General features: G+C 70.0%; 6 protein-coding genes and 1 pseudogene. 5 read left to right on the top strand and 2 right to left on the bottom strand.

Annotation, left to right across the window (positions count from 1 at the left end):
• The 5 genes and pseudogenes from chpA (at position 1) to VQ065_RS02435 (ending at position 10,446) form a co-directional block, all read left to right on the top strand.
• Positions 1-7,431: a chemotaxis signal transduction system protein ChpA gene (gene chpA, locus VQ065_RS02415; RefSeq protein ID WP_003084596.1), complete on the top strand. Its 7,431-nt coding sequence runs from the start codon at positions 1-3 to the stop codon at positions 7,429-7,431.
• Positions 7,424-8,454: pseudogene (locus tag VQ065_RS02420) on the top strand (chemotaxis protein CheB). The gene chpA and the pseudogene VQ065_RS02420 overlap by 8 nt, the downstream one beginning before the upstream one ends.
• Positions 8,451-8,957, top strand: a complete 507-nt coding sequence (locus VQ065_RS02425) for a chemotaxis protein CheW (protein ID WP_003084602.1) — start codon at positions 8,451-8,453, stop codon at positions 8,955-8,957. Before VQ065_RS02420 ends, VQ065_RS02425 begins: the two are co-directional and overlap by 4 nt.
• 7 nt (positions 8,958-8,964) lie before the next feature.
• The gene (locus VQ065_RS02430) at positions 8,965-9,759 is read left to right on the top strand and encodes an AraC family transcriptional regulator (protein WP_003084604.1); all 795 of its coding nucleotides are present in this window, start codon (positions 8,965-8,967) and stop codon (positions 9,757-9,759) included.
• Between the two features lie 75 nt (positions 9,760-9,834).
• Positions 9,835-10,446, top strand: coding sequence for a LysE family translocator (locus tag VQ065_RS02435; RefSeq protein ID WP_003084610.1), 612 nt, complete (start codon positions 9,835-9,837; stop codon positions 10,444-10,446).
• Positions 10,447-10,453: 7 nt separating this feature from the next.
• Here VQ065_RS02435 and VQ065_RS02440 read toward each other — a convergent pair whose 3' ends face one another.
• Positions 10,454-11,869 carry a hypothetical protein gene (locus VQ065_RS02440; RefSeq protein ID WP_031629528.1) on the bottom strand — a complete coding sequence of 472 codons (1,416 nt, stop codon included), beginning with the start codon at positions 11,867-11,869 and terminating at the stop codon, positions 10,454-10,456.
• Positions 11,870-11,903: 34 nt separating this feature from the next.
• A complete protein-coding gene (locus tag VQ065_RS02445; protein ID WP_003084615.1) occupies positions 11,904-12,626 on the bottom strand; it encodes a 16S rRNA (uracil(1498)-N(3))-methyltransferase in 723 nt (240 codons plus the stop codon).
• Positions 12,627-12,638 lie beyond the last annotated feature (12 nt).

Here is a 12,638-nt window from a genome sequence, read left to right on the forward strand (position 1 = left end):
ATGGGTGACCGGCACGACTACGTCGCTCTGGAATGGGTGAAAGGCGAGATCGCCGAAACCCTGAAACAGGCGCGCCAGGCGCTGGAAGCGTTCGTCGAGAACCCGCAGGACCCGACCCGCATGCGGTTCTGCCTGACCTACGTGCACCAGGTGCAGGGCACCCTGCAGATGGTCGAGTTCTACGGCGCGGCCCTGCTCGCCGAGGAAATGGAGCAGTTGGTCCAGGCCTTGCTGGACGGTCGCGTGCCGAACCAGGGCGAGGCCCTGGAAGTGCTGATGCAGGCGATCCTGCAACTGCCGGTCTACCTCGACCGGATCCAGACCGCCCGGCGCGACCTGCCGATGGTGGTCCTGCCGCTGCTCAACGACCTGCGCGCCGCGCGCGGCGAGAAGCTGCTCTCGGAAACCAGCCTGTTCGCGCCCGACCTGTCGCAGCGCCAGCCGCAACTGGACGGCGAGGCCATCGCGCAACTGCGCACCGACGAACTCGGCGGCTTGCTGCGCAAGCTGCGCCAGACCCAGCAGATGGCCCTGGTCGGCCTGCTGCGCAACCAGGACGTGGCCACCAGCCTCGGCTACCTGGCGCGTGTCTATGCGCGCCTGGAGGGCCTGTGCCGCGAGGCACCGCTGGGGCCGCTGTGGAGCATCGCTTCCGGCCTGGTCGAGGGCCTGGCCAACGGTAGCGTGGTCAACAGCGCCTCGGTGCGCACCCTGCTGCGCCAGCTCGACCGCGAACTCAAGCGCCTGGTCGAGCAGGGCGCCGACGGCCTGAACCAGGCCGCGCCGGACGAGCTGGTGAAGAACCTGCTGTTCTACGTGGCCAAGGCGCCTTCGCAGTCGCCGCGAATCCGCGCACTGAAGGAACAGTACCGCCTCGACGAGGCGCTGCCCGACCACGAGACGGTGGACGCCGAGCGCGCCCGCCTCGCCGGACCCGACCGCGACGCGATGCGTTCGGTGGTCGGTGCGTTGTGCGAGGAACTGGTGCGGATCAAGGACAGCCTCGACCTGTTCGTGCGCAGCGACCGTGGCCACCCCTCGGAACTGGACGCCCTCCTGGCGCCGCTCAAGCAGATCGCCGATACCCTGGCGGTACTCGGCTTCGGCCAACCGCGCAAGGTCATCCTCGACCAGTTGGACGTCATCCACGCCCTGGCCCAGGGCCGCCGCGAGCCGAGCGACGCGATCCTGATGGACGTCGCCGGCGCGTTGCTCTACGTCGAGGCCACCCTGGCCGGCATGGCCGGTCCCGGCGACGAGCGCAACAGCGAGGAAAGCCGCCTGCCCACCACCGATGTGGCGCAGATCCACCAGTTGGTGATCAAGGAAGCGCGCAACGGTCTGGAGCAGGCCAAGGACGCGATCATCGAGTTCATCGCCTCGCAGTGGAACCACGAGCACCTGGCCCGCGTGCCGGAGCTGCTGACCCAGGTCCGCGGCGGCCTGGCGATGATCCCGCTGGAGCGCGCCGCGACCCTGCTGGAAACCTGCAACCGCTATATCCAGGAACAGCTGCTGGCGCGCAAGGCGGTGCCGGACTGGCAGAGCCTGGATACCCTGGCCGATGCCATCACCAGCGTCGAGTATTACCTGGAGCGCCTGAGCGAGGACCATGCCAGCCAGAGCGACCTGATCCTCGACGTCGCCGAGGACAGCCTGGCGAACCTCGGCTATACGCTGAAACCGAATTCGTCGGCCCCGGCCGAGCCCAGCCTGTCCGGGCCCGCTGCCATCGAGTCCCCGGCTGCCGAGCCGGAGAGGCCGGAGGCGGTCGTCGAGGTCGCCGAGACAGCGGAGCAACCGCCCGCCGACACGACTCCTGCCGAGGCGGCGAGGGAAGATGCCCCGCTGCTGGCCAGCGACGACAACTGGACCCTTGGCGAAGTCGTGCCCGACGCCGGCGAGCCGTCCCTCGACCTGGCCCTGGACCTGCCGCTGGACGATTCCGCCGAAGTGCCGCCGGCGTTGCCGGAGGTGGTCGAGGAGAGCGGCCAGCCGCAGTCGACCCCGGCGCCTGCCCGCAGCCTGGACGATTTCAGCCTCGACGAGATCGATCTCTCCGGCCTCGACCTGCCCGCCGATGCGGCCCCGGCCTCCGGGCCGGCGGCCCTGGCGGACTGGTCGCTGCCGGAGCCGTGGGGGCTCGGCGATGACCTGGCGCAGCCGGCGCAGGCCGACGAGACGTTGGATCTGAGCCTGGAGGAGCCGGCGCTGTCCTTCGACGCGCCGCTGGAAAGCCTCGAGCCGTTGCCGGCGCTGGAGCCTTTCGACGGCTCCGCTGAACAGGAGCTGGTTCTCGATGCGCTCGATCCGCTGCCGCTGGATGTAGCCTTGCCGGAGGCGGAGGGCGAGGTGTCCGCCTGGGAGGGCTCGAGCCTGGAGGAACTGGATCTTTCCGACCTCGATCTCCCCGAGGTGCAATTGCCCGAGGCCGAGGCGCCGCCTGCCGCCGAGGCGCTCGCCAGCGCAGCGCCGGCCCTGTCTCTGGCCGAGGTGATGGCTGCGCCGGTGCAGCCGATCAACCCGCCGGCGCAGAACGTTCCGGTCAGCCTGCTGCCGCCGCCGGCCGACGAGGAGCCGGTGGACGAGGAACTGCGCGAGGTCTTCATCGAGGAGGCCGGCGAGGTCCTGGAGACCCTCGGCCGCTACCTGCCGGCCTGGAAAGCCGACCACGACGACCGCGACGCGCTGACCGAGGTACGCCGTGCCTTCCATACCCTCAAGGGCAGCGGACGGATGGTCCGTGCCCTGGTGATCGGCGAACTGGCCTGGTCGATAGAGAACCTGTTCAACCGCGTGCTCGATCGCAGCATCGCCGCCAGCGAGCCGGTGCAGCGAGTGGTGGACCAGGTCGTGGCCCTGTTGCCGGAGCTGGTCGAGGAGTTCGCCGCCAATGCCCAGCGCCAGCGCGACGATGTCGACCTGCTGGCGGCCACCGCGCATGCCCTGTCCAAGGGCGAGCCGCTGCCGGAACCGCCGGCGCCGGACGACGGCGGAGTACCGCCGGAAGCCGGGGCGGAGCAGCCGTCGAGCCTGGACAACGGCGTCCAGGCGCCGCCATTGGCCGACGCGCCGCAGGCCGCTGCCGAGGCGCAGAGCGACGTCGAACTGCTCGATCCGCAACTGCTGGAGATCTTCACCAACGAGGCGGAGACCCATCTCGAGGCCCTGGTCGGCTTCCTCGCCGACTGCGCCCGCGAACTGCCGCAGCCGGTCACCGATGCCTTGCAGCGTGCCCTGCATACCCTCAAGGGCAGCGCGCACATGGCCGGCATCCTGCCGATCGCGGAGATCGCCACGCCGCTGGAAAAACTGGTCAAGGAATACAAGTCCAACCTGCTCGCCTTCGACCTGCGCGAAGCCGAGTTGCTGCACGACGCCGAGCAACTGTTCCGCATCGGCCTGGAACAGGTCGGTGCGCACCGGCCGTTGAACCCGATCCCCGGCAGCGACGCGTTGCTGGAGCGTATCGAGGCACTGCACCAGGAGCGCATCGCCTCGCTCGAGGCCGAGCGCTACAGCGATGCCGGCGAGCGCCGCGATCCGTTGCTGATCGAGGCGTTCCTCGTCGAAGGCATGGACATCCTGCTGGACGCCGAGGACCTGCTCGAGCGCTGGCACGAGCATCCGCAGGAGCGCCAGGAGCTGAGCGCGCTGCGCGAGGAACTCAGCGCTCTGGACCAGGGCGCCCGGCATGCCGAGCTGCCGCAGGTGGAAGAACTCTGCCAGGCCTTGCTGGCGCTCTACGATGCCGTCGAGGAAGGCCGCCTGGCGGTCAGCCCGGCGTTCTTCGAGGAAGCCCGCCAGGCCCATGAGGCGCTGATCGGGATGATGGACCAGGTCGCCGCCGGCCTGCAGGTCACGCCGCGTCCGGAGCGGGTCGCGGCCCTGCAGGAACTGTTGGAAGCGCCCGCCGCCGAGGCCGTTCCGTTCATCGACCCGGAGAGCCTAGGCGCCGACGATTTCCCCCCGGAAGACGAAGAACTGGCCCTCCCCGAGGCGGTCTTCGAAGAGGCCGGGACGCCTGCCGAGGAGACCGTACCGGCAGCGCCTGCACCGGCTCCCGGCCGCGAGCTGGACGAGGAAATGGTGTCGATCTTCCTCGAAGAGGCGGTGGACATCCTCGAAAGCGCCGGCCAGGCACTGGCCCAATGGCAGGCCGAGCCGGGCGCGCTGTCTTCGCTCAGCGCCCTGCAGCGCGACCTGCACACCCTCAAGGGCGGCGCACGAATGGCCGAGATCGCCGAGATCGGCGACCTGGCCCACGAGCTGGAGGCCCTCTATGAAGGACTGGTCGACCGCCGTTACCAGCACTCCCCGCAACTGGCCGGATTGCTGCAAGCCTGTCACGACCGCCTGGCCGAACAGCTCGACCAGTTGAGCGCCGGCCAGCCCCTGGCCGACCCGGACGACCTTATCCAGGCGATCCGCCGGTTCCGCCAGGGCCCGCTGGCCGAGGCCGCGACACCGGGCGAGGCGGAAAGCCCCGTCGAGGAACTCGTTGCACCGGCCGTCGAGGAGCCCGCCGCGCCTGCCGCGACGCAGCCGCCCGCTGCGGAGGCGTTCGAAGAGCGCGATCCCGAACTGGTGGAGATCTTCCTCGAGGAAGGCTTCGATATCCTCGACAGCGCTGCCGCCGCGTTGCAGCGCTGGATCGACGACGTCGACAACACCATCGAACTGGAAGCCTTGCAGCGCGACCTGCATACCCTCAAGGGCGGTGCGCGGATGGCCGAGATCGGCGAGATCGGCGACCTCGCCCATGAGCTTGAATTCCTCTACGAAGGCCTCTGCGGCGGACGCCTGCGCGCCAGCCCAGCCTTGTTCGGCCTGCTGCAGCGCTGCCACGACGAGCTGGCCGAGATGCTCGAGGCGGTGCGTGGCCATCGCACGCTGCCCGACGGGCAGGCGCTGATCGCGGAGATCAGGCGCCTGCGCAGCGATCCCGACGAGCAACTGAGCGTACCCACCAGCGTCAGCCTCAAGCCGCTGGCGGCGAAGGGTGCGGCGGCCGACGAGAGCGAGATCCTCGACATCTTCCTCGAGGAAGCCGACGACCTGCTGGAGAACCTCGAACTGGCGCTCGGCCGCTGGGACGGCGGCAACGGCGACGCCCAGCCGCTGGACGACCTGCTGCGGATCCTGCACACCCTCAAGGGCGGCGCGCGCCTGGCCGGGCAGACCGAGCTGGGCAACCTGGCCCACGACCTCGAGCAGCATCTCACCGATGCGCAGCAACAGGGCGCGCCGTGGCCGGACAGCCTGCTGCTGGATGCGCAGTCGGGGCTGGAAGGCCTGCAGCGGCAGGTCGACCTGTTGCGCGAGCAGCTGGCCGAGGACGACGAGGCCGGTGAACGGCCCGAGCCCGCCCAGGCGTTGGTCCAGGCCGACGATACCGACCGCGCGGTGGCCTCCGCGCTGGCCGAGCTGACCCGCCTGGCCCCGGCGGCCGGCGCGATCATGGCGGCCGAGGCGGCGCCTCCGGCCGCCCCGGCCACCACCCTGCCGTTCGTGCGCAAGGCCCAGGAAGCGGCCCAGGAGGCCGCTTCCCGGCGTGCCCCGCAGGAACTGGTGAAGGTGCCGGCGGAACTGCTGGAGAACCTGGTCAACCTGGCGGGCGAGACCTCGATCTTCCGCGGCCGGGTCGAGCAGCAGGTGAGCGACGTCGGCTTCACCCTCGGCGAGATGGAGTCCACCATCGAGCGGGTGCGCGACCAGTTGCGCCGCCTCGACACCGAGACCCAGGCGCAGATCCTCTCGCGTCATCAGGCCGATGCCGAACGCGCCGGCTACGAAGAATTCGACCCGCTGGAAATGGACCGCTATTCGCAGTTGCAGCAGCTCTCGCGCGCACTCTTCGAATCGGCCTCCGACCTTCTCGACCTGAAGGAAACCCTGGCGGCGAAGAACCGCGACGCGGAGACCCTGCTGCTGCAACAGGCGCGGGTCAACACCGAACTCCAGGAAGGCCTGATGCGCACCCGCATGGTGCCGTTCGATCGGCTGGTACCGCGTTTGCGGCGGATCGTCCGGCAGGTGGCCGGCGAACTCGGCAAGCAGGTCGAGTTCGTGGTCGGCAACGCCGACGGCGAGATGGATCGTACCGTCCTCGAACGCATCGTCGCGCCGCTGGAGCACATGCTGCGCAACGCCGTGGACCACGGCATCGAGTCCGGCGAGACACGCCGCGCGGCGGGCAAGCCGGAGCACGGTACGATCCGCCTGAACATCGGCCGCGAGGGCGGCGACATCCTCCTCACCCTCTCCGACGACGGCGCCGGCATCCGCCTCGACGCGGTACGGCGCAAGGCCATCGAGCGTGGCCTGATGAGCGCCGACAGCGACCTCAGCGATCATGAAGTGCTGCAGTTCGTGCTCGAGTCCGGCTTCTCCACCGCCGAAAAGGTCACCCAGATCTCCGGGCGCGGCGTCGGCCTCGACGTGGCCAACTCCGAGGTCAAGCAGCTCGGCGGCTCGGTGAGCATCCAGACCGAGCCGGGCCAGGGCACCCGCTTCAACGTGCGGCTGCCGTTCACCGTGTCGGTGAACCGGGCGCTGATGGTGCTATCCGGCGAGGATCTCTACGCGGTGCCGCTGAACACCATCGAGGGCATCGTGCGGGTTTCGCCCTACGAACTGGAGGCGCTCTACGACCAGCGCGGCGAGGCGGGGCTGGATACGCCCAGCTTCGAATACGCCGGGCAGTCCTACGAACTGAAGTACCTCGGCGAGCTGCTGAACAACGGCCAGGAACCCAAGCTGGTCGGCCAGTCGCTGCCCTTGCCGGTGATCCTGGTGCGCTCCTCGGAGCATGCGGTGGCGGTGCAGGTCGACTCGCTGGCCGGTTCCCGCGAGATCGTGGTGAAGAGCCTCGGACCGCAGTTCGCCGGGGTCGCCGGGATTTCCGGGGCGACCCTGCTCGGCGATGGCCGGGTGGTGGTGATCCTCGACCTGCTGGCGACCATCCGCTCCCGGCACGCGCTGCTCGGCCAGGAAAACCGTCGCGAACGCCTGGCGCTGCGCCAGGAAATGGCGGCGAGCGAAAGCGAGCAGCAGCGGCCGCCGCTGGTCATGGTGGTGGACGACTCGGTCACCGTGCGCAAGGTCACCACCCGCCTGCTGGAGCGCAACGGCATGAACGTGCTGACCGCGAAGGACGGCGTGGACGCCATCGCCCAGCTCCAGGAGCACCGTCCGGACATCCTCCTGCTGGACATCGAGATGCCGCGCATGGACGGTTTCGAGGTCGCCACCCTGGTGCGCCACGACGAGCGCCTGGGCAACCTGCCGATCATCATGATCACCTCGCGGACCGGCGAGAAACACCGCGAGCGCGCGCTGGGCATCGGCGTCAACCAGTACCTCGGCAAGCCTTACCAGGAAACCGAGCTGCTCGAAGCCATCCAGTCCCTGGTCGGCCAGCATGAGTGAGCGCGCCACGCCACGGGTCGCGGTGATCGCCGACACCTCGTTGCAGCGCCACGTGTTGCAACAGGCGCTGCTCGGCCATGGCTACGAGGTGGTGCTCAACGCCGACCCGGCCAGGGTCGACGACGCCGCGCTGGAGTGCGCGCCCGACCTGTGGCTGGTGGACCTGACCCAGCAGGACGACTCGCCGCTGCTGGACAGCCTGCTGGAGCAGGACCGTGCGCCGGTGCTGTTCGGCGAGGGCCACGCGCCGGAGCGGCATACCGAACATTACCCGCGCTGGGAGCGGCGGCTGATCGGCAAGCTGAAGCGCTTGATCGGCGACCCCAGCGATGGCGTTGGCGACAGCCTCGGCGCATTGCTCGACGAGGAGCGTCCGCCGCGCCTGGAGATTCCCGGCGACCTCGCGGCGATGCCGCTGCAGGCCGGCGAAGCGGCCCGCGAGGTGTGGCTGCTGGCGGCCTCGCTCGGCGGCCCGGCGGCGGTGAAGGCATTTCTCGACGCCTTGCCCGGCGGCCTGCCGATCGGCTTCCTCTATGCCCAGCACATCGACGCCAGCTTCGAGCAGAACCTGCCGCAGGCAGTCGGCCGGCACAGCCAGTGGCATGTGAAGAACGTCCGCGACGGTGAAGCGCTGCGTTGCGGTGAGGTCATGGTGGTGCCGGTGCTGCACGAACTCGGTTTCCACCACGATGGGCGACTGAAATGCAGCCAGCGTCCCTGGCCGGAACCCTACACCCCGTCCATCGACCAGATGATGCTCAACCTGGCCCAGCAGTTCGGGCCCGACTGCGGGGTGATCGTCTTCAGCGGCATGGGTAGCGACGGCAGCGCCGCTGCCGCCTACGTGCGGCGCCAGGGTGGCGAGGTATGGACCCAGCGCGCCGACAGTTGCGTCTGTTCGAGCATGCCGGACAGCTTGCGCGAAGCCGGTTACAGCAGTTTCAATGCCAGCCCCGCGAACTGGCCGAGGCATTGGTCAAGCATCTGGCCGCACGCTGCGCGCCGACAGGAGTCGAAACATGAACCAGGCCGTGATCGAGCAGGATGGCATGAGCCGGAACACCCCAGCCAACCCGACCCCGGACAGCCTCACCGGGCTGCTCCTGCCGCTGAGCGACCGCACCCTGCTGTTGCCCAACGTCGCCGTGGCCGAACTGATCGCCTATCGCAACCCGCAGGTCGCCGCCGGCGTGCCGCAGTGGTACCTGGGCCAGGTGGCCTGGCGCGACCTGCGCCTGCCGCTGCTGTCCTTCGAGGCGGCCTCCAGCGGCGAACAGCAGCCGGTACTCGGCAGCAGCGCGCGGGTGGTGGTCATCAACGCCCTCGGCGGACGACCCCATGTGAAATTCCTCGCCCTGCTGGTGCAGGGCATTCCGCGCTCGGTGCGGCTGGACGCCAATCTCGCGAGCACCGCCGCGCCGCTAGCGGCGCTGGAACTGGCGGCGGTGGACATCGGCGGCGAAACCGCGCGGATTCCGGACCTGGCCGGGCTCGAAGAGAAGCTCGCCGACGCCGGCCTGATCTGAGCCGTCCATGGCCGGCCTGCAACACGCGCGGATCGGCGCCTCCCTCGAGGTCGCCAGCGCCAGCCTGGCCGGGCACCGCTTCGAGAAGCACAGCCACGACGAGTTCGTCATCAGCGCCAACCTCTGCGGATTGGAAGATGTCTGGCTGGATGGCCGTACCTTCCAGGCCGACAGCGGCGACCTGACCCTCTACAACCCGGGGCAGATCCAGGGCGGCGGCGTCCGCGACGGCCAGCCCTGGCGCTTCGCCAGCCTCTATCTGCCTGCCGCCGAACTGGCGAGCAGCCTGGATCTTTCCTTCGTCGAGTTCGACCGCCCGCTGCTGCGCAATCCGGCGCTGGGCCGCGAGTTGGCCGCCAGCATCGAAGCCTTGCTGGCCAGCGACCGCTTCGCCCGCGAACGGGGCGAGGAGCGCCTGCTGGAGTTCCTCGGCCGCCTGCTGGCGGCGAGCGGCACCCGCCTGCCGCAGAGGGCCGATCCTGGGCGCCCGGCTGTCGCCCGCCTGCAGGCGCTGCTCGCCGAGCGCCTGGCCGAGCCGCCGGACCTGGATGGGATGGCGGAGCAGGTGGGCCTGTCGAAATACCACCTGCTGCGGGCGTTCAAGAAGGCCACCGGGCTCAGCCCGCGACAGTGGAGCATGCAATTGCGCACCCGCCGCGCCCTCGGCCTGTTACGCCGTGGCCTGGCGGTGGGCGAGGTGGCCCACGCCCTGGGCTTCGCCGACCAGAGCCACCTGACCCGTTACTTCACCAGCGCCTACGGCATTTCGCCGGGCCGCTACCAGCGCGCCGTGCGCGGCTGAACTGCGCAATCCGGTTCAAGTCGGCGCCGCCGCCGGCCGGGATAATCCGACGACCCACCACGGAGTCGTCGTTCCATGCTCGCCATCTTCCTCGCCGCCCTGCTGTTCGGTTTCGCCTTCAATGTTTCCCCTGGCGCGGTGTTCAGCGAAACGCTGCGCCGCGGTTTGACCGGCGGCTTCCGCCCGGCGTTGCTGGTGCAACTGGGGTCGCTGATCGGCGATGCCGTCTGGGCCCTGCTCGGGCTCACCGGGCTGGCGCTGCTGCTGGGCTACGAACAGGTGCGGATTCCCCTGACCCTGGCCTGTGCCGCCTACCTGGCCTGGCTCGGCGTGCAAGGCTTGCGCGACGCCTGGAGTCCGCCGCTGGCGGCGGAGGATGCCGGCGAGCAGGGGCGCAACGCCTTCGGCGCCGGCGCGGCGATCTCCCTGTCCAACCCGAAGAACGTGGTCTATTGGGGCGCCCTCGGCAGCGCCCTGGCGGGGATCGTCGACGGCACGCCGAACCAGGCGCAGTCGCTGGTGTTCTTCGCCGGTTTCATGCTCTCGTCGCTGATCTGGTGCTTTTGCTGCGCGGCGCTGGTGGACTGGCTGCGGCGTAACACCTCGCTGTTCTGGCACCGCGTCAGCTACGCCGGTTGCGGCGTGCTCCTGCTCGGCCTGGCGGGACTGGCGCTGCGCGGGCTGTAGCCGCGCCTCAGGCCGGCGCCAGGCGCCGCCGCAGCAGGCGTTGGCGCAGGCTTTCGAACCTGCCGAGGTCGACATGCCGGGCATGGTCGCCGACGACGATCCGGCCGTCGGGCAGCTCCGCCCAGTGCTGTAGTCCGCCCTCCAGGTCCAGTTCGCCGTAGCGGATGCGCAGCGCCCGGCCGGATTCGAGGTGCCAGAGCTGGGCGAGGTCCCGCGAGCGATGCGGTTCCAGCCACGGTGCCAGGAGCAGCCAGCCTCCGTCCAGGGCCTGGAGCTTCAGGTAGGGACCTTCGGCCAGGCCGTCCAGCGAGTGGCTGCGGATCTCGCCGCTGTCGAGCCGGCCTTCGCAGAGCGTTTCACGCTCCAGCCAGACGATGGTCCCGGGCGCCGCCGAGGTCGGTTGCGCCGGATCGGCGGGCAGATCCTTGCCGACGGGGAACGGCAGGGGCTGGATGCGTGCCTCGCGCCATTCGAAGAACTGCCCGCGGGAGAGCAGGCAGACGCGCTGGTCCGGAGTGGTGAAGACCGCCGGCGGATTCTCGATGGAGCGCCGCGCTTGCGGCACCTCGAAGAGCAACCGCGGTTCGTCGTTGCCCTGGGCGAAGCCCGGATAGAGGAAGAGCAGGCCGCGGTCGGCCAGGAGCAGGTCGTCCCCGGCCAGGCCGATGGCAAGTTCCGGGGTGCGGCGTTGGCGCAACGACTGCGCCGGCGGCAGCGGCAAGGGCGGTAGTTCGGGCGTCAACGAGGCGAGGTCGCGGGAGCGATGCAGCCAGGCGTAGGGGCTTCCCGAACGGGTCATCCTGACCCAGGCGTGCAGGCCGTCCGCCGAACTGGCCCGGCAGAGCAACGCGCCCTGGGTTTCCTCCGCGCCATCGGGCAGGCGTTGCAGCCTGGGCCATTGGCGCAGGTCCAGCAGGTTGCGGCTGTCCTCGCCCGGCAGGCGGGCGATGGCCAGGCCGGGCGCCAGGTGCTCGGCGTGTTCGAGGCAGATGTAGGCCGAAGCCGGCGCCAGGCCGGCCGGCGCGGCGGCGGGGAGGGCCGCCCGGGCGCCCTCGGGGGCGTCTTCCTGGCGCAGCGTGCGGGCGTTGTGGCCCTGCGCTGCGAGCGCATCGAAGAGGCGCCGGCTGTGGGTGGCGCCGACCACATACAGGTTCAGGCTGTCGTCTTCGTCCAGGCGTTCCACCAACGCCAGTCCCAGGGATTCCAGCTCCTGGCCGAGGGCTGGCAGGAAATCCTCGGGAAGGTCGTCGCGCAGGCGCTCCAGCAGCGTCTCCAGTGCGGCGGAGGCCAACTGCGGGAAGCGTCCGGCATAGTCTCGGCGGAGTACGCCGAGCACGTCGGGCAGGCGGATCTTCCAATCGAAGGTAACGGGCGTGTCCATGCGTGCGATCCGTTGCGAAGGGGGTTGCGCAACGGTATTCACTGGCTGTCGCCGTTGTAAAGCGGCGGGAGAGATATCAGGCGAAGTCGCCCCAGAGTTGCTGGGCCACCGCCAACGCTACCACCGGCGCGGTCTCGGTGCGCAGCACTCGCGGGCCGAGGCGCGCGGCGTGGAAACCGGCCGCCTGCGCCTGCTCGACCTCGGCATCGCTCAGGCCGCCTTCGGGACCCACCAGGAAGGCCAGGCGCGACGGCGGCGCATGGCTGGCCAGGGGGGCGGCTACTGGGTGCAGGACCAGCCTGAGGTCATCGTCCCGCCCGCGCAGCCAGTCCTCCAGGGCCAGCGGCGGATGGATCAGCGGCAGGCTCGAACGGCCGCACTGCTCGCAGGCGCTGATCGCCACCTGGCGCCAGTGTTGCAGGCGCTTGTCGGCGCGCTCGTCCTTCAGGCGCACTTCGCAACGCTCGCTGACGATCGGGGTGATTTCCGCCACCCCCAGCTCGGTGGCCTTCTGGATCGCCCAGTCCATCCGCTCGCCGCGCGACAGGCCTTGCCCCAGGTGGATACGCAGGGGCGAGTCGGGCTGGCCGGCGAACTGCTCGCGGAGTTCGACGCGGACATTCTTCTTGCCGACCTCGACCAGCTCGCCGAGGTATTCCCGGCCGCTGCCGTCGAACAGTTGCACGGCGTCGCCCGTGGCGTGCCGCAGCACGCGGCCGATGTAGTGGGCCTGGGTCTCGGGCAGGTCGTGCTGGCCGAGGGCGAGGGGCTGGTCGACGAAGAAGCGGGACAGGCGCATGGCGATTCGAGG

The organism is Pseudomonas sp. KBN10P06128 (genome assembly GCF_037574945.1).
Classification (GTDB): Bacteria; Pseudomonadota; Gammaproteobacteria; order Pseudomonadales; family Pseudomonadaceae; genus Pseudomonas; species Pseudomonas aeruginosa.

Coding starts and splice junctions, on each gene's coding strand:
- chpA (WP_003084596.1), top strand. CDS start 1: ATGGGTGACCGGCACGACTACGTCGCTCTGGAATGGGTGAAAGGCGAG.
- VQ065_RS02430 (WP_003084604.1), top strand. CDS start 8,965: ATGGCCGGCCTGCAACACGCGCGGATCGGCGCCTCCCTCGAGGTCGCC.
- VQ065_RS02425 (WP_003084602.1), top strand. CDS start 8,451: ATGAACCAGGCCGTGATCGAGCAGGATGGCATGAGCCGGAACACCCCA.
- VQ065_RS02445 (WP_003084615.1), bottom strand. CDS start 12,626: ATGCGCCTGTCCCGCTTCTTCGTCGACCAGCCCCTCGCCCTCGGCCAG.
- VQ065_RS02435 (WP_003084610.1), top strand. CDS start 9,835: ATGCTCGCCATCTTCCTCGCCGCCCTGCTGTTCGGTTTCGCCTTCAAT.